At 71.3% G+C, this 23,128-nt stretch carries 26 protein-coding genes and 2 pseudogenes; 19 read left to right on the forward strand and 9 right to left on the reverse strand.

The window, feature by feature from the left end:
• Both ACFW2Y_RS08365 and ACFW2Y_RS08370 read left to right on the forward strand, forming a co-directional pair.
• Nucleotides 1-152 (forward strand): annotated as a pseudogene (locus tag ACFW2Y_RS08365) (IS5/IS1182 family transposase); the annotation flags it as partial.
• A gap of 71 nt (nt 153-223) precedes the next feature.
• The gene (locus tag ACFW2Y_RS08370; protein ID WP_384875325.1) at nt 224-520 is read left to right on the forward strand and encodes a hypothetical protein; all 297 of its coding nucleotides are present in this window, start codon (nt 224-226) and stop codon (nt 518-520) included.
• 79 nt (nt 521-599) lie between these two features.
• Here the strand turns inward: ACFW2Y_RS08370 and ACFW2Y_RS08375 are convergent.
• From ACFW2Y_RS08375 to ACFW2Y_RS08385, 3 genes and pseudogenes are all read right to left on the reverse strand, one after another.
• A pseudogene (locus ACFW2Y_RS08375) lies at nt 600-932 on the reverse strand (class I SAM-dependent methyltransferase); the annotation flags it as partial.
• 310 nt (nt 933-1,242) lie between these two features.
• The gene (locus ACFW2Y_RS08380) at nt 1,243-2,178 is read right to left on the reverse strand and encodes a M56 family metallopeptidase (RefSeq protein WP_384875328.1); all 936 of its coding nucleotides are present in this window, start codon (nt 2,176-2,178) and stop codon (nt 1,243-1,245) included.
• 16 nt (nt 2,179-2,194) lie between these two features.
• Nucleotides 2,195-2,581 carry a BlaI/MecI/CopY family transcriptional regulator gene (locus ACFW2Y_RS08385; RefSeq protein WP_384875331.1) on the reverse strand — a complete coding sequence of 129 codons (387 nt, stop codon included), beginning with the start codon at nt 2,579-2,581 and terminating at the stop codon, nt 2,195-2,197.
• A gap of 139 nt (nt 2,582-2,720) precedes the next feature.
• On the opposite strand from ACFW2Y_RS08385, the gene ACFW2Y_RS08390 reads away from it, so the two are divergent.
• From ACFW2Y_RS08390 to ACFW2Y_RS08415, 6 genes are all read left to right on the forward strand, one after another.
• The gene (locus ACFW2Y_RS08390) at nt 2,721-3,422 is read left to right on the forward strand and encodes a phosphatase PAP2 family protein (RefSeq protein WP_384875334.1); all 702 of its coding nucleotides are present in this window, start codon (nt 2,721-2,723) and stop codon (nt 3,420-3,422) included.
• Entirely contained in the window at nt 3,419-3,964 is a 546-nt protein-coding gene (locus ACFW2Y_RS08395; RefSeq protein WP_384875337.1) for an undecaprenyl-diphosphate phosphatase, read from the forward strand. The genes ACFW2Y_RS08390 and ACFW2Y_RS08395 overlap by 4 nt, the downstream gene beginning before the upstream one ends.
• Before the next feature lie 39 nt (nt 3,965-4,003).
• Complete coding sequence (locus tag ACFW2Y_RS08400; protein ID WP_384875340.1) at nt 4,004-4,639, forward strand: DedA family protein; 636 nt, start codon at nt 4,004-4,006, stop codon at nt 4,637-4,639.
• 483 nt (nt 4,640-5,122) lie between these two features.
• Nucleotides 5,123-5,773 carry a 2OG-Fe dioxygenase family protein gene (locus ACFW2Y_RS08405; RefSeq protein ID WP_384875342.1) on the forward strand — a complete coding sequence of 217 codons (651 nt, stop codon included), beginning with the start codon at nt 5,123-5,125 and terminating at the stop codon, nt 5,771-5,773.
• A complete protein-coding gene (locus ACFW2Y_RS08410) occupies nt 5,766-6,656 on the forward strand; it encodes a RimK family alpha-L-glutamate ligase (RefSeq protein WP_384875345.1) in 891 nt (296 codons plus the stop codon). Before ACFW2Y_RS08405 ends, ACFW2Y_RS08410 begins: the two co-directional genes overlap by 8 nt.
• 136 nt (nt 6,657-6,792) lie before the next feature.
• The gene (locus tag ACFW2Y_RS08415) at nt 6,793-7,122 is read left to right on the forward strand and encodes a hypothetical protein (RefSeq protein WP_384875349.1); all 330 of its coding nucleotides are present in this window, start codon (nt 6,793-6,795) and stop codon (nt 7,120-7,122) included.
• A 362-nt stretch (nt 7,123-7,484) separates the two neighbouring features.
• Here ACFW2Y_RS08415 and ACFW2Y_RS08420 read toward each other — a convergent pair whose 3' ends face one another.
• Nucleotides 7,485-7,805, reverse strand: coding sequence for a hypothetical protein (locus tag ACFW2Y_RS08420; RefSeq protein ID WP_384875351.1), 321 nt, complete (start codon nt 7,803-7,805; stop codon nt 7,485-7,487).
• Between the two features lie 267 nt (nt 7,806-8,072).
• On the opposite strand from ACFW2Y_RS08420, the gene ACFW2Y_RS08425 reads away from it, so the two are divergent.
• Nucleotides 8,073-8,975 carry a universal stress protein gene (locus ACFW2Y_RS08425; protein ID WP_384875354.1) on the forward strand — a complete coding sequence of 301 codons (903 nt, stop codon included), beginning with the start codon at nt 8,073-8,075 and terminating at the stop codon, nt 8,973-8,975.
• A 174-nt stretch (nt 8,976-9,149) separates the two neighbouring features.
• Entirely contained in the window at nt 9,150-9,737 is a 588-nt protein-coding gene (locus ACFW2Y_RS08430) for a hypothetical protein (protein WP_384875357.1), read from the forward strand.
• A 223-nt stretch (nt 9,738-9,960) separates the two neighbouring features.
• Here ACFW2Y_RS08430 and ACFW2Y_RS08435 read toward each other — a convergent pair whose 3' ends face one another.
• Nucleotides 9,961-10,470, reverse strand: a complete 510-nt coding sequence (locus tag ACFW2Y_RS08435; RefSeq protein WP_384875360.1) for a GNAT family N-acetyltransferase — start codon at nt 10,468-10,470, stop codon at nt 9,961-9,963.
• A gap of 206 nt (nt 10,471-10,676) precedes the next feature.
• Here ACFW2Y_RS08435 and ACFW2Y_RS08440 point away from each other — a divergent pair, with 206 nt between their 5' ends.
• Nucleotides 10,677-11,552 carry a hypothetical protein gene (locus tag ACFW2Y_RS08440; RefSeq protein ID WP_384875363.1) on the forward strand — a complete coding sequence of 292 codons (876 nt, stop codon included), beginning with the start codon at nt 10,677-10,679 and terminating at the stop codon, nt 11,550-11,552.
• Between the two features lie 225 nt (nt 11,553-11,777).
• On the opposite strand, the gene ACFW2Y_RS08445 is transcribed toward ACFW2Y_RS08440, so the two are convergent.
• Both ACFW2Y_RS08445 and ACFW2Y_RS08450 read right to left on the reverse strand, forming a co-directional pair.
• Entirely contained in the window at nt 11,778-13,007 is a 1,230-nt protein-coding gene (locus ACFW2Y_RS08445; RefSeq protein ID WP_384875366.1) for a PP2C family protein-serine/threonine phosphatase, read from the reverse strand.
• 434 nt (nt 13,008-13,441) lie between these two features.
• The gene (locus tag ACFW2Y_RS08450; protein WP_384875369.1) at nt 13,442-14,608 is read right to left on the reverse strand and encodes a serine hydrolase domain-containing protein; all 1,167 of its coding nucleotides are present in this window, start codon (nt 14,606-14,608) and stop codon (nt 13,442-13,444) included.
• Nucleotides 14,609-14,991: 383 nt separating this feature from the next.
• Here ACFW2Y_RS08450 and ACFW2Y_RS08455 point away from each other — a divergent pair, with 383 nt between their 5' ends.
• The 4 genes from ACFW2Y_RS08455 (at nt 14,992) to ACFW2Y_RS08470 (ending at nt 17,336) form a co-directional block, all read left to right on the forward strand.
• Nucleotides 14,992-15,138, forward strand: a complete 147-nt coding sequence (locus ACFW2Y_RS08455; protein WP_384875371.1) for a hypothetical protein — start codon at nt 14,992-14,994, stop codon at nt 15,136-15,138.
• A complete protein-coding gene (locus tag ACFW2Y_RS08460; protein WP_384875374.1) occupies nt 15,135-15,698 on the forward strand; it encodes a PRC-barrel domain-containing protein in 564 nt (187 codons plus the stop codon). Before ACFW2Y_RS08455 ends, ACFW2Y_RS08460 begins: the two co-directional genes overlap by 4 nt.
• A 2-nt stretch (nt 15,699-15,700) precedes the next feature.
• The gene (locus ACFW2Y_RS08465; RefSeq protein ID WP_384875377.1) at nt 15,701-16,132 is read left to right on the forward strand and encodes a hypothetical protein; all 432 of its coding nucleotides are present in this window, start codon (nt 15,701-15,703) and stop codon (nt 16,130-16,132) included.
• A gap of 172 nt (nt 16,133-16,304) precedes the next feature.
• A complete protein-coding gene (locus ACFW2Y_RS08470) occupies nt 16,305-17,336 on the forward strand; it encodes a hypothetical protein (protein WP_384875379.1) in 1,032 nt (343 codons plus the stop codon).
• A 140-nt stretch (nt 17,337-17,476) separates the two neighbouring features.
• Here ACFW2Y_RS08470 and ACFW2Y_RS08475 read toward each other — a convergent pair whose 3' ends face one another.
• Complete coding sequence (locus tag ACFW2Y_RS08475) at nt 17,477-18,757, reverse strand: MFS transporter (RefSeq protein ID WP_384875381.1); 1,281 nt, start codon at nt 18,755-18,757, stop codon at nt 17,477-17,479.
• Nucleotides 18,758-19,026: 269 nt separating this feature from the next.
• Between ACFW2Y_RS08475 and ACFW2Y_RS08480 the strand changes: the two genes are divergently transcribed.
• On the forward strand, nt 19,027-19,329 hold the full coding sequence (locus tag ACFW2Y_RS08480) for a hypothetical protein (RefSeq protein ID WP_384875383.1): 303 nt from the start codon (nt 19,027-19,029) through the stop codon (nt 19,327-19,329).
• 225 nt (nt 19,330-19,554) lie between these two features.
• Here the strand turns inward: ACFW2Y_RS08480 and ACFW2Y_RS08485 are convergent, their stop codons facing one another.
• Nucleotides 19,555-19,710 carry a hydrophobic protein gene (locus tag ACFW2Y_RS08485; protein ID WP_384875385.1) on the reverse strand — a complete coding sequence of 52 codons (156 nt, stop codon included), beginning with the start codon at nt 19,708-19,710 and terminating at the stop codon, nt 19,555-19,557.
• An 898-nt stretch (nt 19,711-20,608) separates the two neighbouring features.
• Between ACFW2Y_RS08485 and ACFW2Y_RS08490 the strand changes: the two genes are divergently transcribed.
• Genes ACFW2Y_RS08490 through ACFW2Y_RS08500 form a run of 3 tightly spaced genes read left to right on the forward strand, consistent with a single transcriptional unit; the run spans nt 20,609 to nt 23,110 of the window.
• On the forward strand, nt 20,609-20,965 hold the full coding sequence (locus tag ACFW2Y_RS08490; RefSeq protein WP_384875388.1) for an NADH-quinone oxidoreductase subunit A: 357 nt from the start codon (nt 20,609-20,611) through the stop codon (nt 20,963-20,965).
• Complete coding sequence (locus ACFW2Y_RS08495; protein WP_384875391.1) at nt 20,956-22,230, forward strand: hypothetical protein; 1,275 nt, start codon at nt 20,956-20,958, stop codon at nt 22,228-22,230. The genes ACFW2Y_RS08490 and ACFW2Y_RS08495 overlap by 10 nt, the downstream gene beginning before the upstream one ends.
• Entirely contained in the window at nt 22,223-23,110 is an 888-nt protein-coding gene (locus ACFW2Y_RS08500; RefSeq protein WP_384875394.1) for an NADH-quinone oxidoreductase subunit H, read from the forward strand. The genes ACFW2Y_RS08495 and ACFW2Y_RS08500 overlap by 8 nt, the downstream gene beginning before the upstream one ends.
• Nucleotides 23,111-23,128 lie beyond the last annotated feature (18 nt).

A 23,128-nucleotide genomic window follows, 5' to 3' on the forward strand; every position in this document is an offset into this window, starting at 1 on the left:
CCTTCGACCGGGAAGACTACAAGGCCCGCCACGCGGTCGAGTGCGGAATCAGCCGCCTCAAGCAGCACCGGGCTGTCGCGACCCGGTACGACAAGCTCGCCGTCCGGTTCGAGGCGACCGTCCAGATCGCGGCGATCCACCAGTGGCTGTGAACCAGCGGCCGTCCGCACGGCCGTGCCATGCTGATCACGGCAATTGGGCAGCATCTTCGGGGAGGGCTTCGGTGGCCGCCAGGTACTACTGCGCCGACAGCGAGAACGGCGACCACGTCGACGACCCGTCCGAGGACGCCCTGTTCATGCTGATCGGCGACCTGAACGACTCGGACAACACGTTCGTCGTGATCCAGCCCGACCAGGACGACCCCGGCTGGTTCGCCTCCGTCACCGTCCTGGACGAAGGCGGATACGAGATCGTCCGCCGCGACACCACCCGCCGCGAACACGACGTGACCGTCGAGACCAACACTGACCGCATCGCGGGCGACCTCACCAAGTGGCTGGCCGCCCGCGCTTCCTAAAACACGGCCTAGCCGCGAGACTCGTCCGCGCCCATGTCCCGTCCTCCGTGAGGTACGCATCCACCTTCAGGCCCACCTCGAGGAACGACGCAAGCATCACCACGTCGAACGTCTCGCCCAGGTCGAGGTCCTCGATCGCGCTGCGCATCGCACGTGCCCCGCGAATCCGATCGAGCATCTCCTGGTACTCGTCCACGGCAGTCACCACGAAGCCCCGCTCCAGGAGCGGGTGGGTCACGCGTCCCACACCACAACCCAGCTCCAGGATGTGGGGACCCGGCGACACGGCACCGGCGACGACGTCCGGCTCGATCCCGACCGGCAGCCGCGAGTACGGTTCGACCGCGCAGCCGTCCGGGGTGATCACCCCGGGCCCGGTCCCCTGATGCCCCGCTCGCTTACTCAGCTCCATGCCCGTCCAACGGTCTGGGCCACACCGTAGTTTCCCCCCGCCCGTTTCCGCGTCGGACTCGCATCGGGAAACGCCTCCGCGGAGCCCGCCCTCGCGGAGGAAGTCCGCAGCGAAACGGAAGGGCCACACATCCGTCCGGGGGAAGTGCGGAGAAGGGCCTTCCCGCGCAACAGGGGCCCATCCACAGCGCCTCCGGTGACGGGAGCGACCCCGGTACCCCTCCGGTGCGGACCGCCCACCTTCGCCGACACTTCCGGTCCACGGACGGGGCCTCCTCCGTGCGGTCCGCCTTCCCGTACGGCATGGCGCTTCAGCGCGCATGGGCGAGCTCCAGGAACTGGTGGAGGTCACGGGCGGCTTCCAGGGCGCTCAGGGCAGTGGCCGCCAGCAAGGCTGCGGACACGACCAGCAGCAGGGGCGGGTTCTGGGGCGGGGGCGCGAGGAGGGCCGCGACACGGCGGGGGACGACACCGGGGCCGGGTCTCCGGCGGCCGAGGATGCCGAGGGCTGCGGCGGGAACGGGGTCGGCGGTTCGGCTGCGCTTGGCCGCGACGGCGGCACGGGCGACGGTCTCGGCGACGGCGCGGCGGTCGCCGGTGTGCCGGGCGGCATGCTCGTCGGCCCAGCGTTCGACGGTGTAGGCGACCGCGGTGGCCAGGGGGCGCAGCAGGGGGTTGGCGGCGGCGGCCACTTGCGCGAGGGAGACGAAGGCGTAGTGGTGGTTGTCCAGGTGGGCCCGTTCGTGGGCGAGCAGGATCTCGTGTTCGGTGGGGTCGAGGGCGTCGAGCATGCCGTGGGAGACGACGATGCGGCCGGGCAACCCGGGCATGGTGTAAGCCTGGGCGCCGGGGTCGTCGGTCACGACGACCGGGTCGGTACCGGGCAGGCAGGCGGCCTCCAGTGCTGCGGACCACAGGGCCCCGGCGCGGCGGGCGGCCAGCCGAACGGCGGCGAGGACGGCGAGGGCCAGCAGAACGGCGCCCGCGAGGGCGGCCGGCCATCCGGTGGGGTCCTGGCGCGCCACGGTCTCGGGCGAGTAGCCCTTGAGCGCGGCCACCAGCGGAACGCGGACGAGCCCGGCCAGGGCCAGCAGGCCGAGGACGCACGTGCTGGATGCGGCCAGTGCCAGACCTGCGACGGTCAGCAGCCAGGTCGCCAGGCGCGGTTCCAGGCGGCGGGAGAGGGGACCTGCGCCGAGGGCGGCGAGGACGGGGAGGAGGAGCGGCAGGTAAGCGGCGAGGTGCATCTCTGGGGAAGGCTCTCTATTCGTCGCCGGCCAGGAGGCGGCGCAGGAGGTCCTCGTCGCTGTCGGACAGCTCGTCGACGAAGCGGGTGAGGACCGAGGCGCGATCGCTGCCGCTCTCCATGACGCGGTGCATCTGCCGGGCGGTGAGTCCGGGCTCGTCGGTGGCCGGGGTGTAGGCGTAGCTGCGTCCGCGCGGAGTGCGCTCCAGTACGCCGCGGGTGTGCAGGCGCCCCAGAGTGGTGGCCACCGTGGTGTGGGCCAGGCCGGTCGCGAGCCGTTCGGTCACCTCGCCGGGGGTCAGTGCCCGGCCGACGGTGTGCAGCAGGGCCAGGATCTCGCTCTCCAGGGCCCCGTTCGCCCGGCGTCCGCCGGTGGTACCCGACGGTTGTTCGTGCGTGCCCACGGTCCTCGCCCTTCGCTTCGTCGTCTACAGTCCACGGTAACTTCTATTCGCGAATAGAAGTTACCGTGTTCGTCCGTACCCGCTCCGGGCCCGCGCTCTGCACGTGCCGGTCGTGCGGCCTGCCCAGACAGGATGCCCGATGCCCCACTCCCAGACCGCCGCCACCCGAGCCGGTGGCGCGCGATGGCGGCTGCCCGCCGCGACGGCGCTGGTGTGCTCGGCGCTGCTCGGCGCGCTCGTGGTGGCCACCGTCTCGGCGCACGGGGCGCCTTTCGGGGCGGACCGTGCACTGCACGGCTGGGCAGTGCGGCACCGACCCTCCTGGGCGGTCGGGGCGGCGGTTGCGGTCACGGTGACCGGCAGCGGAGTGCCGGCCTACCTGCTGGCGGCGTTCGGCGGAGCCCTTGCCCGGCCCGGCGCCCGATGGCTCGGGGCACTGGCGGGCGCTCTGGCCCTGGTGTCGGTGCAGGTCCCGCGCATCGCGCTGGCGTGCCGATTGGCCCGGCCGCGCCCGCCGGCCGCCGACTGGGCGTGGACGGCGAGCGGCCATGCCCTGCCCTCGGGGCACACCACGACCTCCGCAGCCGTCGCGGCCTTGCTCACCGCCGGGGCGTACCACGCGGTGCGGGGCCGGGCCCGGCGACCGGTCCTGATGGTGCCCGTGCTGTGGGCCGTCGCCGTCGGCGCCAGCCGCGTCTACCTCGGGATGCACTGGCCCACCGACGTCCTGGCGGGTTGGCTGCTGACCGCCTCCTGGGCCGGGCTGTCGGGGATGTTCCTCGTTCTCCTGCGGTGCCGGAAGACCGCCGCCGCGCCATCCGTCGAAGGTGAGGGTCCATGAGTGTGATCAGTGTGGGACAGGCCGTGCTCCTGGGGGTCGTGGAAGGGGTGACGGAGTTCCTGCCGATTTCCTCCACCGGGCACCTCAAGATCACCGAAGGACTGATGGGCATCCCCGTCGACGACGCCTCCGTCGTCGCGTTCACGGCGGTGATCCAGGTGGGAGCGATCGCGGCGGTCCTCGTCTACTTCTTCAAGGACATCGTGCGGATCGTCTCGGCCTGGGGAAGGGGCCTGGTGAACAAGGAGGAGCGCTACCACCACGACTACAAGTTCGCCTGGTGGGTCATCTATGCCACCCTCCCGATCGTCGCCGTGGGACTCGCGGCGAAACCGTTGATCGACGGCCCGCTGGCCTCCCTGTGGGTGGTGGCCGGCTCCCTGATCGTCGGCACCGCGGTCTCCTTCGCCGTCGCCTACGCCTCGATCTCCTGGTTGCTGAAGTTCGTCGCGAAGCACTCCTTCAACGCCTTCGTCACCTACCGCATCGCCGTCGGCGTCCTCCTGCTCGGGCTGCTGGGCACCGGCACCCTGCACGCCTGACAGTCGCCACACCCCCCGCCCGAACAGGAGCCCACGACCATGACCGTCCTCGCCCTCGGCCCCCAGTGGCTCGAACCCGACCACCTGATCTCCGTCTTCGGCCTGATCGGCATCCTCGCCGTCGTCTTCGCCGAATCCGGCCTGCTCATCGGCTTCTTCCTGCCCGGCGACTCCCTGCTGTTCACCGCCGGGCTCCTCACCGCCTCCCACCGCTACCTCACCCAGCCCCTGTGGCTGGTGTGCCTGCTCGTCGTGGTCGCAGCCGCAGCGGGCGACCAGGCCGGATACCTCTTCGGCCGCAAACTCGGCCCCGCCCTCTTCCGGCGCCCGGACTCCCGCCTGTTCAAACAGCAGAACGCCGTCAAAGCAGCCGCGTTCTTCGCCGACCACGGCCCGCGTTCCCTGGTCCTGGCCCGCTTCGTGCCCGTCGTGCGCACCTTCATCCCGATCGTGGCCGGCGTCAGTGCCATGCACTACCGCACCTTCGTCAGGTTCAACCTGATCGGGGCCGCGCTGTGGGGCACCGGCGTGATCCTCCTCGGCTACTTCCTCGGGCAGGTGCCCTTCGTCACCGCCCACATCGAGCTCATCCTGATCGCCCTGGTCGCCGCCTCCGTCGTCCCCCTGGCAGTGGAGTACGTACGGACCCGCCGGAGGCCCGGACCGGCCGCCTGACCGCACCCCGACCAGGGACCACGAGTGGCTCCGGACCGCGGACGAGGACAGGACGCACGGGGCACCGACCTCGCGCAGCGCAATCTCCGCGACACCGTCCTCGTCGACCTGTCCGCGGTGGGGACGAAAGCCAGGGTGGGGATGCCGTCGACTCCGTGGAGTCGGTCGAAGGGCGAGCGGTGCCTGCGCTCCGCCGCGGACGAGTCCACTGATCCGCATGCGGAGCCGGCCCGCGCAAACAGTGCCTCGCCCCCGTAACCAGGCCTGGACGCCGTCGTTGGCCACGCGGGTGATCCACTGGCCAGCAGCTCGCCGCACCCCACTCGTGTGGGCAGATCAACTACACGGGGTGCGCCGGTGGTTCATCGGGGGAAGGCACGACAGCGCAGCCGGGAGGGCTTTCACCCGGCGCCCGTGGCTCGGAGGGTGCCGCAGGTACCCCGCCCTCGGCCCCAAGGCATCGATGCGACACAAGGAGACCTCTTGCCCGTCCACACCCTCGCCTGCCCTGACTTGGTCACCAGCAGTCTGGTAGCAAGCTACGAGGACCTTCCGGAGGACCGGTACCTCGCCGGCGAACACGTCTACCGGTACCGGGCCTTCGGCCAGACGGTCCTGTCCCCGAACCGGCCGCGCTGGAGCCTCGGGGTTCCGTTCTTCCAGAGCAAGCGCCTCAACAGCCATGCCGGGGGCGTCAGTCGGACGTTCGCCCCGCTGACCGAGGTCGCCCAGGAGTTCGCCCGGGCTCTGGCCCTGCGCGCACAGGACCACGGCATCGTCCCGCGGGGGGAGTTCGCCCTCGGCTGCCATCAGATCCGGGTCGTGGCCACGGACGGTCGCGCGGCACCGCCCACCCCGGAGGGCTTCCACCGGGACGGTTTCGCCTGGGTCCTCATCGCCTGCGTCGCGCGGCACAACACCGATGGCGCGATCACCACCGTCAGACGTCCGGACGCCGTGGCGGAACCGCTGTACGAAGGCCCGTTGGCGGTCTGCGAGGCTCTGCTGCTGGAGGATTCCCTGGTGGAGCACCACGTCAGCCCCTTGACCCCGCTTCGCCCCGGACGCGCCCACCGCGACGTCGTCGTGGTCACCCTCGCACCCGTCACCGCGCAGGAGGGCCACGGTGCGTGACCCGGGCGAATCGATCGACGTGGCGTACGTGACCTTCGACGGGTTCGACCCCGAACTCAAGACCGCCACCGGAGCGTTGGAGTCCCTCGGGCTGAGCGTGGCGGCCGTGCCCTGGGACGCCCCGAACGTCGACTGGAGCCGGTACCGGTCGGCGATCGTGCGCAGCACCTGGGACTACACGGCCCGCCATGCCGAGTTCCTGACGACCGTCCAGCGCATCGGGGACCTCAGCGTGCTGGCGAACCCGGCGCCCGTGATCGCCTGGAACAGCCGGAAGCACTACCTGCGGGACCTGGCCGAACGGGGCTGCTCGGTGGTGCCCACGGTGTGGACGACGCCCGGGGAGCGACTGACCCCCATCGAGCTGCCCCGGGACTGGACGGAGGTCGTCGTCAAGCCCGCCGTCGGGATCGGCGGCCAGCACGTCCTGCGGACCACCGATCTCGATGCCGCGTGCGTGTACGCCACCTCGGGTGCGCCCATGCTGGTGCAGCCCTATCTCAGCGGCGTGGACCGTGCGGGCGAGATCTCCCTGGTGTACCTCGGCGGCACCTTCAGCCACGCCGTCCGCAAGCACGGGTACCTGGCGCCCGAGGCGCTGCGCGACGGGATCCTGGCGCCTGAACCGGGCAGCGACTGGTCCGCCCGGCCTTGCCTCCCCGACCCCGATCACTTCGCGGTGGCCCGGCACGTCCTGAACTGCGTGCCCGGAGCCGGGAACCTGCTGCACGCCCGCATCGACATGATTCGGGACCGCTTCGGGCAACCCCGCATCGTCGAGGTGGAACTCATCGAACCGTTCCTCTACTTGGAGTACGACGACGATGCCGCAGACCGTCTGGCCCGGGCGGTGAACGGCCTCCTCACCCGATACGGCGGCTGATCCGGCGGGCGCGACAGGAGCCCCGAAGAACCGCCTCGTCCGATCACGCGGACGCCGTCGTGGATCGCCGCCCGCGGCTACCCGGGATCATGGGCACCCGTACAGTTGCCCGGGTGCGAGGAAAAGGGGGAAGAACATGGGTGGCGTACTGAAACGACGTCCGGTTCTGAGGGGACTCGCGATCGCCGCCGCGGGCCTGTCGGTGCTCTCCGTTGCCAGCTGGTTCTTGGGCGAGTCGGTCAGCACCGAATTCCCGCAGCGGCCTCTTGCGGACCTGGGAAGCACGGGGCCCTGGGTGGCTTCCTACGCACGCGCCGTTGCCGCGGGTTCCTGGGGTGCGGCGCGCGTCTGCATGGTGCTGGTCGTCCTGGTCCTGGTGTTGAACACCGCGTCGCGGCTCATGGACGTGCTCCGCCGGGTCGGCCGTCGGCGGGGCCGCCGGCGACTTGAGGCTGCCGAGGCGTGACCGTGCTGCTGGTCGCGCGCGCCCGCAGCCGGAACCGTCCTCGCACTCGGTCGACCGAGCGGTCCGAATGCTGCGGAGACCGTGGAGCCGTCGGGGACGGCGCGGAATGCCCGCCCCTTGCCGGCATGTGGTCGCCGTGGTCACAGGCCCCGGCCCGCCTGCGCGCCCCGTGGCACGAACCCGGCACCGCAACCGAGCTCGCACGGGCCCTGCTGACCTCAGCGGCACGCGGCGGGGCGACCGGCGCGACCGCACGGAGGATCCTCGTGGATGCGGAACAGGAAAACGGCGTCGTCATCAGAACGTTTGACGGGTGCCTCGTCCTCCGCTCCCGACGCCGTGGAGAAGCCGCGAATGAGCGGTCAGGCCGTGGCGCCGGCGGCTTCCTGCAGGGCCTGTCGTAGCTGGTCGACGCTGGGCGCCCCGGCCGGGCCGAGGGAGGTGCGATAGATCCGGCACGACAGGGACGGAACCGTGTCGGGTTCCGCGAAGGGGTCACGCCCGTCGATGAGGATCGTCGGGGAACCGGCGAACCCGGAACGCTCGGCCTCGTCCTGGCCGGTGATCAGCCGCGTGGTGAAGCCCAGCCCGGACAGGCCGGTGGCGGCGAGGGCCCGTCGCAGCCGCTCCTCGGCGAGCTGCTGGTGGGGGCAGTCGGGCACGACCAGGACTTCGATCTCCATGCCTCCATCATTGCGCGCCTGCACCGAGATCAGACAGTCCCGCACGCCAACCCGCCGAAAGGACGGGTTCCCCCGCTCGCCGACGAAGCAGCGGGCCGACGAGGACACGACACCTCCTGCAGTGAACGGATTCGATCGCACGGGTGCGTAGGGCCGATCGGACCCCCACCAGGGCCTCAAGACCCTGCCCGCGCCGCTCGCCGCCCGGGAAGCTGGTAGCCGGCTCCGGAAGGGGGCCGGACACCGGACATACAGGAGGTGGGCTTCATGTCCCGCACCGTCACCGTGGGGCTCGACGGATCCCGGGAGAGCCGGGCCGCCGCCGACTGGGCGGCCCGTCAGGCCGAGTTGCACGGCCTGCCGTTGAGACTGGTGCACGTGTGGGAGCCGGTGCCGGTCCCCTTGGCCCAGGCACCGCTGCTGGGCACGGAGACGCACCAGCACTGGACGGAGAAGATCCCGCGGGAGGCCGTTGCCGAACTCCGGTCCCGCCACCCCGGGGTGGAGATCCTGACCGAACAGCACAACGGTGACGCGGCCGAGGTGCTGACGCGGGCCGCAGGGGAATCGGAACTACTGGTGCTGGGCTCCCGGGGCCTGGGCGCCATCGGCGGCTTCCTGGTCGGCTCGGTCGGGCTGTCGGTCGTCGCGCACGCCGACCGACCGGTCGTCCTGGTGCGGGGGCAGGAGCGGGCGGCCGATGAGCACCAGCCGGACACCACCGGCGCTCCGTCCGCGCGGACGCCTTTCCGACCGGTGGTCCTCGGGGTGGACACCCAGGCCCCGCACGACGCACCGTTCGCGTTCGCCTTCGAGGAGGCCGCCCGTCGCAAGACCTCGGTGCGGGCCGTCAGCGCCTGGAGCATGTCTCCTTACTACGTCTACGGGTTCGCCGCAGATCCCACCCTGGACCAGGAAATCGCTGCGCAGGAGAAGGCCGCTCTGACCGGACTCCTGGAGCCCTGGCGGCAGAAGTACCCCTCCGTCGAGGTCATCGAGGAGTCCGAGTTCGCCAGCCCTTCGCTGCGGATGGTCGAGGCCGCGCACGACGCGTCCCTGGTGGTGGTGGGCCGGCGGCGGCGGACCGGGGTCGGCGCCCACGTCGGGCCGGTCGCCCACGCGGTGCTGCACCACTCCGCCGCCCCCGTCGCCGTCGTCCCGCACGACTGACCCCTCCCCCGTCGACGCCGGAGGCCCCGGCGGAGGGAGCAACGGGGCGGGGATCGTCCACGTGCTCGGGGCACCATCGACCACGATGGCCACAGCCCGTTTCGTCCCCCTCGTCCGCAACGGCGCCCGGTTCGAACGTGGCATCCTGGCCGAGGGGGAAGAGGAGGCCGTGGGATGAGTGGGCACAGGGAACGACCGCTGCTGTTCCTGGATGTCGACGGGCCCCTCCTGCCGTTCGGCGACGGCCCACAGCATGAGCCGTCAGGCGCCGCGACGGATACGGCCCTGATGCGGCTCGACCCGCGCGTCGGGCCTCGACTCGCGGCACTGCCGTGCGAGTTGGTCTGGGCCACCACCTGGGAAGGGGCGGCGAACACCGACGTCGCACCGCTGCTCGGCCTGCCGCCCCTGCCCATCGTGCACTGGCCGGAGCCCTCCGACGCGCAGGAGCACGAGGACCAGTGGTTCGGGCTCCACTGGAAGACCCGGACCCTGGTGACATGGGCGGACGGACGTCCGTTCGTCTGGGCAGACGACGAAATCACCGACGCCGATCGGGACTGGGTGTCCTCTCACCACTCCGCCCCGGCCCTCCTCCATCACATCGCGTCGTCCCGCGGCCTCGCCGACGAAGACTTCACGATCATCCACCAATGGCTGCGGGCGACGTGGGGAACTTTCGACGCTCCAGAGGAATCAACGGTTGCTCGCGGAATGCCGACGGCACCGGCGCGGAGCATCCGCAAACACCCCGGCCGGTAGACGGGCGGGAAGACAGACGCCCGTGCCGCATCGGGCAACGTTCGCCCGCTCCCCGTCCGTGGCGCCGAAGCGGTTGCGGCCAGTCGGGCGGTGATCCCTTCGAGAGTCAGCACCAGATACCGCCCCGTGCACCGGCTTGCCGTGCACGTGCGCACCGAGCCCATTCGGTGCGCCGCCCCGTGCGCCGTCCCGGGTCCCGAACGGAATCCGGGGATCGTCGGCGTCAGCGCAGTTCTTTCCCGGGGTCTATGACCCAGTGGTTGGCGCTGAGCACTCGCTCTGCGAAGGCCATCTCAAGGGGAGAGAGGAGACGGAACCCGACGGACCGACAGATCCCGTTCGAAGCAGCGTTGTTCGTTGCCGGAAAGGCATGCACCAGCCCCCAGCGGCCCTGGTCACCGGCCTGTTGCAGGAGAGTGCGGACGGCACGCTTGCCGAGGCCCTGACCTTGGAACTCCGGCAGAACCATCCAACCGATCTCGGAGATCGGCCCGTCGCCGGTGTCGCGGGACCAGACCGTCACCATCCCGGCCACCACGTCGGGCTCGGCCGCATCGGGAACGATCATTTTGAACCATGCGAGGTCGTCTGCCGCCTTCTGGGCGTCCCGGCGCACCTTGTCCGCCATCCCCTCCCGTGGGAGGGGCCCGCCCAGGTGAGCCATCATGATCGGATCGCATCGCATGCGAACATAGGCGTCGACGTCGCCCGGCAGAACGTTCCGCAACCGCACATGCTCCTCCTCAACTCCATCGGGGACGCTCCCACGGTCCGGGAAGGCCGTCACCGATGGTTTCACTTCTCCGGCCCTTGAGCGACCATCGTCGCTTCGGCCCGGCCCCTCCCCGAGAAAGCGGGGCCGTGTGCGCACGGCACTGGTTGCCGTCGAGACGGCGTGCCGGGCGGTGTGTGACGACTGTGGAGCAAAGGCAGGGCCGCGTGCGTACGGTGCAGGATTCCATCACCTTCGACGAAGAGTCGGGGCTCACCCTGATCCCACCGGTCAAGGAACAGAAGTTCGCCCTCGGCGTCTCGATCTGGGACGGTCCTGCCGAAGACGCCTTTCACGCCTTCGTCCGGCAGGAGGTCGTCTCAGGCGGCCTCGCCCGTATACGCAGGCCCCCCGGAGGCGGGGACACGGTCCTGCCCGTCACAGTCCAGCTCGTTCCGCGGCCGGACAACGACTACAACCCCAAAACCGTCAGCGTCGCCGCCCCGCCCGGACACGGCGGAACCGACCACGAGCGACACTTCGGCTACACGTACGACCGCAATCTGGTGTCGCTCGGCGGGCCCATACGGGGCCTGGCCCACGCCACGGGGCGCCCCGTCGGCTGCCACGCCCATGTGGAACCGTACGAGGTCGATCCCGAGGAGTACACGGGGCGGAAGGCCGACGTGGGACCTGTCATCACCACCTCCCGCAACCGCATGTACGGCTATCACAGGCTGCGTCTGCTGATGCCCTGGTGGGAGGACCTGCAACGGATGTCCGTCGCCTACGCCCGGGCCTCGGACCCCGGCCTGATCCTGCCCTTCACCGGACACTGGGCCCCTTGGCATCCGGGTGCCCGCCAGGAACTCGCCGCCCGGACCGCCGACCACCTGTTCCCCATCACGCTCCGGGTCGAGGACGGGCGACTGCTCGTGTACCACCAGGACCTGCAGCTGGCGTGCCCGTGGCCCTCCGGCAGGGACTTCTTCGCCCGGACCTTGGCACGCGTGCAGGAGCTGGGCGGCACGGCCACCGCTCATGCGGAGGATTACGAGGGTTCCCTCAAGGTGTGCGTCGAGGACAGCAGTCCGCTCACCTGAACACACCGCACAGCGGGGCGGGCGCGGTCACCACCGGCCGCTGTTCTCCGCCGGGCCGCCCTCTTCCCTTTCCCCGCACTTCCGAAGGGTGGGGAGGTCGCGCCGCAGGAAGTGGTCAGTCCCCGCGTCGCGCCGGCCGGCGACACACGAGCGGAACGGTGCAGCTCCCTCCATGAGCGCCCCGGACGCGCCCGGGGTGCGAACGCCTGCTGCGGACGGCCGTGTTCAGGAGGAGCGCGACGGGCAGGCCGAGGCCGGACACACTCCGCAGTCCGGGCCGCCTTCCACGAAGACGGGCAGCAGGGAAAAGCCGGTCGCGGGGGCGCCTCCCCGGTCCGGGTGGCCCCCGGGGAAGCGGAGCGCGGCCTCGGGGCGCCTGAGGCCCGGTGTCGTTTCCGGTGAGGGAGCGACCTCCAGCAGGAGAAGGGCGGAGTCGTCTTCCAACTCCCCGCGCACATGCTGGTGCAGGCTTGTGCGCAGCCGTTCGAGACCGTGGTCGAGGCCGTCGTGGGCGAGCAGTCCGATGCCGTTCTCCACGGCGTAGAAGGTTCCTCCGGCGTCACGTGCCTCGCTGAGCCCGTCCGTGTAGAAGAGGATCCGGTCGCGGCTGCCGAGGCGGGTACGCCCAAGGACCGGGGTGACGGACTCACCAAGAACCGCACCCAGGCCCAGCGGGAGGGCCGGGGCAGGGGGTTGCAGGCATTCACCGGTCCCGTCCCGGCGGATCAGCAACGGTGCCGGGTGACCGTAGTTGAGGGTGAACAGGGTCCCTTCGTCCCGGAGTTCGGAGAGAACTGCGGTGACGAACTCCTCGCCCTCCCTGCGTCGGTTCAACGCACACTCCACCCGGCGCCCGACGGTTTCCAGGTCGCCGGTCGTCGCGGCTGCCTCACGGAACGAGACCAGCACGATCGCCGCCGTCCTCACCGCTTCGAGGCCCTTGCCCTGGACGTCGCCGATGATGGCCCTCACCCCGCCCCGGATCGGCTCGACCGCGTAGAAGTCGCCTCCGATGTCCGCCGCACGGGCGGCGGACACGTACGACGCCGCAGTGTTCACCCGCCCCACACGCGGCGGCGGAGCCTGGAGGATCACGCTCTGCGCCGCTTCCGCCACGGTCTCGACATCGGACAGGCGGTGCGCGGTCCGCAGGCGCCGGCGCGCCGCCCAGGCGGAACAAAGGGTGACCAGGACGACGGTGCCGAGGGCCGCGGGGGAGTGCGCGGCGCCCCAGTCGCCGCTGATGGCACATGCGATCGCGCTGAGGACCGCGGTGGTCGCGCCGATCCGGAGCACCGTGACCACGGAGCCGTGGATGGCGGCGAGCACCGGTACCACCGCGGCCACGTGCACGAAGCAGATGTCCGGACCGATTGCGGCGTCCAGGAGGGCGAGGGCGAGGGGCGACGCTTCCAGCAGCAGGCCGCCGTGCGGCCGGGGCTTTTCACGGTGCATGAAACGCGCAGTTCTCCGCTGTCGATCGATGCTCCAGAGAAGTCATCATTCGATCATTAAGTATATATTTAGAAAAATTTAGAGCAAAAATTCGCATGCTTTTCGGAGGAATGCCCAACCGGCCTCGATGGACGAACCAACCGCGGAGTACCGGCTCGCCCTCCCCCCTCCCCCTGGGCCCCGACCCTCACAGCTCGCCCCTCCCCCTCACGAGGAGCCGGGCCCGTCGCCCTGGTGGGAGTTCCGCTTCCGCACGAGGCAGCGGGCCCGGCAGCACGCAACGGGCCCCGGGCAGTGTCCGGCGAATCGTGCTGGGGACGGAGTCGGGCACGCCCGTCCGGTGCGTCGCCGTCGGTTACCGACGGTCGCCGATGACAACGCACCGGCGCCCGCCTCCGCCGTGCTCCCGCACGCCGCGTGCGGGGGGCCGCAGGTCAGTCGGTGAACGCCGGGATGGCGAAGCGTTCGACGAGTTCGGCGCCCTTCCGCTTGGCGTCGGTGGCGTTGACCGAGTACACCAGGGTCCGCGACAGGTCCCGGGTAGCCGCGACCACCGTGTGGTATCCGGGGCGCGCGCCCGTCTTGCCCCAGATCTCCGTGCCGTTCACCTCGTACCGCGTCAGCCCCATGCCCATCGCCGCGCCCGGCAGATCCGGGACGGTGAGCATCTGGTCCAGGTACCGCTCGGGGACGACCCGACCACCGAACAGCGCCACCACCAACCGCTCCAGGTCGGCGGTGGTCGAGATCAGGTCTCCGGCCGCCCACCGGTCCGACATGTTCCACTCCGTGACGTCGATGAGCCGGCCCTCGACCTCCTCGTAGCCGCGGTTGTGCGGACCGTGGATGCGCGGGTCCGCGCCCTCGGGGAAGGAGGTGTGGCGCATGCCGAGCGGCTTGAAGATCCGGGCCTCCGCCTGGTGGGCGTAGCTGTCGCCGGTGACCTTCTCGACGAGCATGCCGAGCACCGTGTAGTGGATGTTGGAGTAGTGCTGTTCCGCCCCCGGGTCGTGTGCCGGGCCCTTCGCGACTGCTGAGGCGACGACCGTCTCCGGGGTCAGGGTCGTGTAGCGGTACCTGAGTGAGTCCTCGACCGTATTGCCGAAGGAGATGCCCGGCTGCAAGCCGCTCGTGAAGGTGAGCAGCTGGCGGACGGTGACGGGCTCGAAGTCATCGGTCAGCAGACCGGGAAGATAGGACTGCACGGTGCCGTCCAGGTCGATGCGCCCCTCCGCGGCGAGCTGGACCACCAGCGACGCGGTGACGACCTTGGTGACGGAGCCCGCGCGGAACCGGGCGTTGGTCAGGGCGGGGGCACCGGTCCGGACGTCCCGCACGCCGGCGGTGCCGCACCAGGTGGCGTCACCGCCGACGCGGATGAGCGCGGCGGTGGCCTCGCGGTCCGGGAGTCCGGCGATCGCGGCCTCCAGCGCGGGCACGTTCAGCCCGTCCGCCCGGGCACCCGGGGCGGACGCAGGGGTCCGTAAAACGGGGTCGGGGCCTGCGGCGAGTGCGGGAGCGGCCAGGGGGCCGGCCGTCAGGCCGAGTGTGAGCGCGATGGCGACGGCCAGGCCGGTGCGAGTGCGGGTGCGGGGGCTCATTCGGGGCTCCTCGGGTCTCGGGGTGCGTTGCCGGTATCCATCCTGGTGATCTTGGCGATCGGGCGGATCCTCAGCGAGGAGGGGGTCTCCCCTGATCCCCTGACCGGGAGAGCGGCGCACGGGCTGCGGGTTACCGTCCGGGGCGCCCCCTAGGGTCCGTCCGGCGCGTCCTTGAGTGACCTGGCCTTCGTGACCGTGCAGTTGGGAACGGGGCGCAGTGGTCTCGGGACGCAACTCGACGGGCGGGCCCGGGTCGTCCGTCACCGCGTCCCGTCGGTGCCGCTCGTCGTCGGAGTCGGCCCCGGCCGGCCCACCGCTGTCGGTGGTGGGGGTTCCGGCGGATACTTGAAGTCGTGGGGCCGTTCCCCGGGAGGTCGGCACAGATGGAGTGGTGGATCTGGCTCGTGATCGCCGTGGCGGTCGTCGCGCTGTGCGCGGCATCCGTGCTCGGGGTCCAGGCGCGGCGGCGCAGTGGCGGGGTCATCGCCGGAAAGCGTCCCCCTCGTGGCGGAGGCAGGGCCAAGCCATGACCGGGTACGTACGGGCGAGCGAGATCACGAAGTTGCCGGTGGTGACCCTCACGGGTGAGGACATCGCCCAGATCAAGGACATCGTCTTCGACGCCGCCCGCGGCAGTGTCCGCTGTTTCACCCTGAGTGGGCGCGGATTGCTCTCCGGACCGCTCAAGCGGGACCTGTCGTGGAACAAGGTGCATGCCCTGGGCCCGGACGGGGTGATGGTCCGTGACGAGAACGCGCTCGACGATGACGACCAGACCTCCCAGAGCCTCACGTCCTCCGGCGGCGGCAACGTCCTCGGCGCCCGGGCGATGACCGAAGGCGGCACTGACCTCGGCAAGATCGTCGACGTCATCCTCGAAACCGGTCGCAGACCCGCGGTGGTCGGCTACGAGGTCGAATCCGCCGAGCACGGCCACCAGCGGGTCCTGCTTCCCGTGCTCAAGCCCGTCGCCGTCTCCGGCGAGATGGTCCTCGTCCCCGACGCCACCGGCGAGTTCACCGCAGGGGACCTGGCCGGATTCCCCGAAGCTGCCCACGGGCTGCGCACCCGCCTGGAACAGGAGAAGTGACGATGCCGCTGTTCAGCCGGGTCAAGGGCCACGGTGTCGTCGGCTTGGACACTGCAGAGACGCTCGCCACCGTCACCGGGCTGACCGTCGCCCCCTCGCCCGCCCGCATCACTGCCCTCCGCGTGAAGACCAAGGGCCCCGGCACCCTCGTGACCTGGAACCACGTCCATGCGTGCGGACCCGACGCCGTCACGATCCGCTCCGCCGAGGACATCCAGCCGGAGGACGACGCTTCGATCCCGGCGGACAAGCTCTACGACCCGCTCGGCAGGCGCGTCCTGACCGAAGCGGGACAGGACCTCGGCCCCGCCGACGACATCGAGTTCGACGCGACCACCGGGCACATCCAACGCCTCGTCCTCGTGGACCAGGACGTCGACGGCGAACGCCTCCTCGGCACCGGTAGCTACGCCGTCATCGTCGCCGCCCCCTGAGCCCCCCAGCCCGCCGGGGCGCCGGTCGTCGTCCGGGCGGTGGAACGCGAAACCGTCAGCGTGGCCCCGGAAGTCGTGCCGGAGCCCGGCTTTCGACAGCGGCACCGGCCCCACGAGGTTGCTGCCGGGGTACTCGATGACGAAAGTCGCCGGGCGTCTAAGGTGGCTTTCCATGCCGAGGACCACGCCCCCACGCCCGCTCGATGTCGAGGTGCTCTTCCCGGAACTGGCCGCCTACCGGGGTACGACGACGCGGCTCCACCCGCGGCCGGGCAGCCCGCAGGCGTCGGCCAGCTCGGTGGGCGGCCCGATGCTGTGGCCGGTGGACGAGCCGTGGCCGGTATGCGGTGAGGCCCACGACCGCGGGCAGGGCCGACGCCCGGCCGACATCCATCGTTACCGGCGGATCCTGGCTGCCGCATGGACCCGGGAGCAGGACCCGGGCCCCACGGAGGAGGAGCAGGAACTCCTGGCCGAGCTGTACCGGGAGCACCGGCTTCCCGAGGTGTCGGAGACGGATCCGCTGCCGATGATCGGCCTGGCACAGCTGTACCGGCGGGACGTCCCGGACCTACCGGCAGGGCCGGACGGCCGCGACCTGCTCCAGGTGTTCTGGTGCCCCTTCGGCGTGCACGGCCCGGGCCGGTACGGCCTGAAGCTACACCTGCGCTGGCGGCGGTCGTGGGGCGTCGGGGAAGTGCTGGCCGCGGCCCCCCAGCCGCGGGTCGTCGGATCCGACGGGTTCGTGCCCGAGCCGTGCGTGCTGCACCCGGAACAGGTGGTCAGCTACCCGTTCGCCGGCCTTCTGCCCGAGGAGCTGTGCGCCCGGCTCGACGCCTGGGAGGAAGCCCGGGAAGAGCAGGCCGCTCAGTCGGCCGACGAGAGTGCGGCGGATCCGGTCGGCTACCAGTACGACCTGTCCATCCCGCCCGGCTGGCGCGTCGGCGGCTACGCCTCCTGGCACAAGACCGACCCGTACCCCATGGACTGTCAGACCTGCGGGGCACCGATGCGCCTGCTGCTGACCATCGACAGCTCGGAGTGGGACGGTGGCAGCGGCAGCTGGAAACCGTTCGAAGACCGAGGTCGGTCCACCCATCGGTACGCCACCCCCACCAAGGTCAGCGTGGGCCGATACGGCGAACTCAACCTCTTCGCCTGCCCCACTGATCCCGACCACCCGCACCGCTGGAGCATCCAATAGCTCGCCGGTACCGGATTCCGACTGATGCGGCGCTCCGCTCGTCGGCAGGCGCGGGGCCGTCGCTAGCGGGCGACCCGTTCTTGCCGGCACCGCGGCCGCTCAGCCGGAAGAGGAGAAGCGACAGCGGCCGTTGACCCGCTTCACGTCAGGCTGACCTCTGAGGCGGCGTGGCCGCTGCCACTCGCACTACCCGGGACATGTGCCGGGAGCCGCCGTACGGCCGGAACGCAGAGAAGTGCGAGAGCGACCGGGACCGCGATGACCGTCATTCCGTACAGGGTGGTCTGCACGCCGATGGATTCGGACACCGGACCGGCGAGTGCCAGGCCGACCGGCATCAGCCCGGCCGACAGCAGGTGGTCGTAGGAGCTCACGCGGGACAAGGCGTGCTCCGGCACGTGCGTCTGCAGCGCCGTCTCCCACAGGACGAAGAAGAGGGAGACGGCAACGCCGGTGACGCCTTCGAGCACCGCGGTCAAGGCGAGCGAAGCACCGGACCCGATGATGACCGCCTGGCAGGAGGCCACGGCGAGGGCCGCAGCCGCCAGGGCCATGGGGCGCGGAATCTTGAGCCGGTAGGCGGACAGATCGCCGACGACGGCCCCGATGCCGAAGGCCGCGACCACCACCGACCAACCAGCCGCACCACCCCACTCGTGCTCGGCGAGGACCGGTCCCAGTACGTAGACCGACGGCAGCACGACGACGTGGTAGACCGCCATGCCGGCCATGCCGGCCAACACCCACGTCCGGCTGCGCACATGAACCCAGCCGACGCGCAGTTCTTCGAGGAAGGTCCCCGCAGCGGTGACCTCCCTCTCCTCGGATGCCGCTCGTCGGGGCTTCAGTCGGGCCAAGAACGCGGCACTGACGGCGAAGGTCAGGGCGTCCAGGGCCAGGGCGCCGCCGGGGCCGGCCAATGCGACCAGTCCACCGGCCAGGGCCGGACCGAGCACCAGACCGGACGACTGGACGAAGCCGCGCAGGGCGTTCGCCTCCCGCAGCCGTTCGGCCCCGACCACCAGCGGCATCAGCCCGGTGGAAGCGGGCATGAAGAACGCGTCCGCCGTTCCGAACACGACCATCAACAGGACCAGGTGCAGAACCTCGGCGACACCGGTCAGCAGCAGCACGGCGATGAACCCCTGCACGACGAACCGCACCAGGTCGGAGACCAGCATGATGCGGTGCCGTCGGAACCGGTCCGCCCACACCCCACCCACCAAGGTGAACAGCAGCATGGGCACCAGCCCCGCAGCCGCCACCAAGCCGACGTCGGAGGCGGACCCGCCCGTCGCGAGCACGGCGAAGGGCACGGCCACAAAGGCCACGCGGTCCCCCAGCACCGACAGGGACTGCCCGATGAACAGGCGGGCGAACTGCGGTTCGTCACGTAGCACGCCGGGGATCAGGGATTTCATACGGTGACCGTTCAGCGACGGGAGGACAGGTGACGCAGCGCCCGATGGTAAGAAGAAGCGTCCTCGTCGGTCACCTTAATTTCCCCGGCCAGTACCGGAGGCGGGATGCCCTCCCCACCCGGCACTGCGGCGCCCGGTGATCCGTGCCGGCGGTTCGGAACCCCGCACGCACCGGACCGGCGGACGTGGAGGTCGTCGAAGTCGACGGGCCCGCGCGTCAGCGGGTTGGAGCGGGCCGGGCGGCAGGTTTTCGAGCACGTGGGACTGCATTGCGCCAGCCCGTACCGGCGCCGACCGGCTACACCAAGCCCAACCCCGAAACCACGCCCGAAGTGTTGGTCGGCACCACCAGCCTGCCCTCCCCGCTGGTCGTCGACCCCGCCCGGGGACAGGCCCGCACGGCACAGGAGAGCCCGTACTACCTGCTCAAGCGGTACGGCTTCTACAAAATCGTCTACTTCTACGGCCACAACGGCCAGGTACACAAAGCGGAGTCCCAGAAGGCCACGGAGTGGCAGACCACCACCGACCAGGACACGGTCGACGGCGTCTACCCACCCGCCACCGGCTGACACGCGCGCCTGAGTGACCGATCCGCCCCCGGAAGGGAGACGAGCCGCGCGGATCCACGCCGTGCAACGCCTACGGCCGGGAGCCGCGGCCGGACGCGATGACGATTCCGGGCACTCCCCCGTCCCGCCTCCCTCCACCCGTCCGGGAACAGGGCCGGGGGCTCCGCCCCGCGGCGCGGGCGTGCCGGTGCGCCCCACCGCGCATGTCGGAACGCCGCCCGGGGATCACCAGCGATACCAGCGGGAGCCCGAGCCGCGCGCCAGAAAGCCGATGATCCACAGCATCAACAGGGCGAGAGCGATCCACCAGAGCAGCTTCACGGCGAAGCCGGCGCCGAAGAGCACCAGAACCAGCAGGAGCACAAGCAGAAGTGCCGCCATGACGAGCCTCCTTGTCAACAGGGCGGGCCCACGACGTGGAGCATCGGGCCGGATCGCGTCCCGCAGAGTGGTGTAACGGCGAGCATCACTACTGCCCCCTCGGCACCAACGCGGTGGTCACAGGTGGCACGCTGCCGAAGTGGAACGTGATCCTCTACACCACGTGGCGGGACACGACCTCGGGCCGAGGAACGCTCGGCCGACCGGCCTTCCACGCAACTGCCCCGCAGCAAGAGCCGCATGCATCGGCTCCCATGGGTGGGGGGTGCGGCCAGGCAGGAGCCGGGAACCCGCAACGAGCGGCTCACCGCCATCGGGGCGGCTCGCGAGCCTCTCGAAGGGGCGCACCGCACGGCGGCACCGACGCAGGAAGCGCGTCCGCTGGTGTCTGGAGACGGCGGGGCGGAAAAGCACGGACCGCCCCTCGACCGTTCGGGAGCGCGGTCACGCACGAGGGGCCCTTCAACCGGGCATCGGGACAGCGGGCCCCCGAGCACCGCCCGGTCATCGCTGTCCTCGGTCAACGCGCCTCCCGCCGACCCGATGGCGTGTGCGATACCCCGACCGCACCGGATGCCACATCCGCAGGTCATCGCCTTGGAACCAGGTCAGGGCGCGCCGTGGACGTCTGCACGCCGGCCGGAGGAGCGGTTCAAGGGCTGATTCACTCGACGGCCCGGCGTCAGGCGCGGGACGGCGGAGCACCGGGTCTTGTACGGGTGCGTCCGGTCTGACCGCGGAGCAACCGGAAGGAGGGGGAAGGAGATCGACGGGCCGAGGTCCTCCGCGCTGACGAATCGTCATTTCGCCCGTGTTGGTCGCCTTTGCGTCGACTGAACGCTGAGATGCTGCCAGCCGACGGTGGGTGCGGCGGTCCACCCGCGGGGAAGGTGATGGCGTGCGGGACGCGAGTTGGCAACCGGTCGCGCTCTTGTCCGCGGTCGCCCTGGCGGGCGTGTTGCTCCTGCGCGTGCTGGGGGCCGCGGCCCGCTCGGTGCGGGAGCCGCTGCGCGCCGGCGCGTTCAGCGGGGGCCTGGAGCCGGCGCAGCACGCGGTCTCGCGCTTCCACGTGCGCTGGTACCCGGTCACGATGATCTTCCTTGCGTTCGACATGGAGATGCTCTTCATGTACCCGTGGACGAAGGTCGTTCCCGAGATGGGTGCCCCGGCGGTCATCGAGATGTTCCTCTTCCTCGCCGTCCTGCTCGCCGGTGTGGGCTATGCCTGGCGGGAAGGGGCGTTCCGGTGGACCTGAGGACGCGCATCCGCAGGACGGCCCTGGCCCGGCCGACCGTCCTGCTCGTCCCCTCGCCGGGCGGGACGCGGGTGCGCCTGGCGGTCGAGCGGGAGCTCGCCCGGAGGGGCTGGCCGCAGAGCACCGGTCCGGCCGATGCCGACCTGCTGGTCTTCGCGGGAGATCCGCTCCCGCTCGGTCGGGACGACTGGGCCGAGCGCGTGTGGAGGAGCGTTCCCGCACCGAAGGCACGGGTGACCGTCGGCTCCGCCGGGGAAACGGCACGTCTGCTGGACCGGGGGCACGCGATGCTGCTGGAGCCGCCCGCGCGGCACGCCGGCCACACGGGTGCCGATGGGCAGGGACGCCCCGGGGAGCACGGGCACGAGGGGCGGGACGACGGGCGGTTCCGGGGCGCGAAGGGCGGAGCGGGCGGAGCCCAGGACCACGACCGGGGGCACGGGAACGGTCCCCGGGAGGAGGGCCACGGCTCGCACACCGGGCACGAGGGCCACTCGAGCTCCGTCGCCGGGCTCCCGATGGCCGAACGGGCCGATGATCGGGACGGCTTGCGGCTGGACCGGCTGCACGTGCCGCTCGGACCCGCCCTGCCGGACTGGCCGGCGGGGCTGGTGCTGCGCGTGGCCCTCCAAGGCGACCTCGTGCAGCGCGCCTCCGTCGAGACGGTGCACGTGCCGCCTTCCGCCCCGCGCCGGGCCTTCTGGAACGAGCCGTGGCTGAGGGCCCTGGAGGGCGAGCAGGTGACGACGGGCGAGGCGGCCCGGCGCCGGTGCGCGGCCCATCTCGACAGCCTCGGCAGACTCCTCGGCGTCGCCGGTTGGGACGATGCGGCGGCCCGGGCACGCGGCGCCCGGGACCAGGTCCTCGGCGGCGCCCCACAGGACGTGCTCGCCCCGCGCATCGTCCCGTTGGTCCGGCGACTGCGCCGGTCGTGGACGCTGCGCTGGCTGACCGCGGGCGTGGGCGCCGGGAACCGGGGGCCGGTCGACGGAGACGTGCACGGCAGGCTGCTCGGCTGGTTGGACGCGATCGAGCGCGCCCTCGGCGAGATCGCCGTGCGCGCGCCCCTCCTGGACGGTCCGCCGACCGGCCCCCGAGGACGTGTGGACGCCGGGACTCCGGCTTCGCAGGTGCTCCTCGACGCACTACCGGGCCTCCTGGAGGGGGCGGAGTTCGCGTGTGCCCGGCTGATCGTGGCGAGCCTCGACCCCGACCTGGACGAACTGCCCCCCGAGCACCCGCCGGGAGGGCACGGCCGTGGCTGAGACCGCTCCGCTGTGGGTGACCGTCGTCCTGCCGGTGGCGTGGGTCCTCGTCGCCCGGGCGGTGGCCGCGGTCGACGCACGGTCCACGGGGGCAGGGAGCGGCGTGCTGCGACTGCTGGTGCAACAACGGCGGGTCACGCCCGCAGCAGACACCGCTCTCGCCCGGGTGGGCACGGGCCTGCTTCCATGGGCCGCCCTCCTCGCCGCCGCGGTCCTGCCCCTCGGCTTCCGCTCGCTCTCCGACCTGCCCGAGGGGATCGTCTGGTTCAACGCGATGGAGGCACTGGCGTGGGCTGCCGTCTGGATGACGGGGTGGGGTCCGAACTCTGCGCTGTCGCTGATCGGCGGCTACCGCTTCCTCGCCCAGGGGCTCGCGTACGAGCTGCCGCACATGCTGGCGATCACGACGGCGGCCCTCGGTGCCGAGTCCCTGCGGGTGGGCGCGGTGGTGGAGGCGCAGTCCGGGCTGTGGTTCGCCGTGTGGATGCCGCTGGCGTTCGGGATCTATCTGCTGAGCGCCCTGGCGATGGCCTTCTGGGGGCCGTTCGACCAGCCGGCCGGGGCCGATGTGGCGGGCGGTGCGGCGGTGGAGTTGTCCGGCGTGGACCGACTGCTGTTCCTGGGCGGGCGGTGGCTCTTGCTGGTGGTGGCCGCCGCGTTCTCCGTACCGCTGTTCCTCGGCGGCGGCCACGGACCGCTGCTGCCGGGCTGGTTGTGGACGGTGGTCAAGACGGCCGCGGTGCTGGGGTTCCTTTTGTGGGTGCGGCGCCGGGTACCGACCTTGAGGACGGAGCGTTACGTGGAGCTGACCTGGGTGGTCCTGACGCCGCTGGCGGTGGCGCAGGCCCTGGTGGTGGCCGTGGTGGTGCTGGGCAGGTGAGCACGGCGGCGTTCTGGG

It is taken from the genome of Streptomyces sp. NPDC058877 (assembly GCF_042742855.1).
Lineage (GTDB): Bacteria > Actinomycetota > Actinomycetes > Streptomycetales > Streptomycetaceae > Streptomyces.

Excerpts from the sequence above, each read along its gene's own strand:
- ACFW2Y_RS08380 (WP_384875328.1), bottom strand. The coding sequence starts at position 2,178 with ATGCACCTCGCCGCTTACCTGCCGCTCCTCCTCCCCGTCCTCGCCGCC.
- ACFW2Y_RS08425 (WP_384875354.1), top strand. The coding sequence starts at position 8,073 with ATGTCCCGCACCGTCACCGTGGGGCTCGACGGATCCCGGGAGAGCCGG.
- ACFW2Y_RS08455 (WP_384875371.1), top strand. The coding sequence starts at position 14,992 with ATGGAGTGGTGGATCTGGCTCGTGATCGCCGTGGCGGTCGTCGCGCTG.
- ACFW2Y_RS08470 (WP_384875379.1), top strand. The coding sequence starts at position 16,305 with ATGCCGAGGACCACGCCCCCACGCCCGCTCGATGTCGAGGTGCTCTTC.
- ACFW2Y_RS08395 (WP_384875337.1), top strand. The coding sequence starts at position 3,419 with ATGAGTGTGATCAGTGTGGGACAGGCCGTGCTCCTGGGGGTCGTGGAA.
- ACFW2Y_RS08430 (WP_384875357.1), top strand. The coding sequence starts at position 9,150 with ATGAGTGGGCACAGGGAACGACCGCTGCTGTTCCTGGATGTCGACGGG.
- ACFW2Y_RS08475 (WP_384875381.1), bottom strand. The coding sequence starts at position 18,757 with ATGAAATCCCTGATCCCCGGCGTGCTACGTGACGAACCGCAGTTCGCC.
- ACFW2Y_RS08420 (WP_384875351.1), bottom strand. The coding sequence starts at position 7,805 with ATGGAGATCGAAGTCCTGGTCGTGCCCGACTGCCCCCACCAGCAGCTC.
- ACFW2Y_RS08485 (WP_384875385.1), bottom strand. The coding sequence starts at position 19,710 with ATGGCGGCACTTCTGCTTGTGCTCCTGCTGGTTCTGGTGCTCTTCGGC.
- ACFW2Y_RS08450 (WP_384875369.1), bottom strand. The coding sequence starts at position 14,608 with ATGAGCCCCCGCACCCGCACTCGCACCGGCCTGGCCGTCGCCATCGCG.
- ACFW2Y_RS08400 (WP_384875340.1), top strand. The coding sequence starts at position 4,004 with ATGACCGTCCTCGCCCTCGGCCCCCAGTGGCTCGAACCCGACCACCTG.
- ACFW2Y_RS08465 (WP_384875377.1), top strand. The coding sequence starts at position 15,701 with ATGCCGCTGTTCAGCCGGGTCAAGGGCCACGGTGTCGTCGGCTTGGAC.
- ACFW2Y_RS08415 (WP_384875349.1), top strand. The coding sequence starts at position 6,793 with ATGGGTGGCGTACTGAAACGACGTCCGGTTCTGAGGGGACTCGCGATC.
- ACFW2Y_RS08390 (WP_384875334.1), top strand. The coding sequence starts at position 2,721 with ATGCCCCACTCCCAGACCGCCGCCACCCGAGCCGGTGGCGCGCGATGG.
- ACFW2Y_RS08460 (WP_384875374.1), top strand. The coding sequence starts at position 15,135 with ATGACCGGGTACGTACGGGCGAGCGAGATCACGAAGTTGCCGGTGGTG.
- ACFW2Y_RS08445 (WP_384875366.1), bottom strand. The coding sequence starts at position 13,007 with ATGCACCGTGAAAAGCCCCGGCCGCACGGCGGCCTGCTGCTGGAAGCG.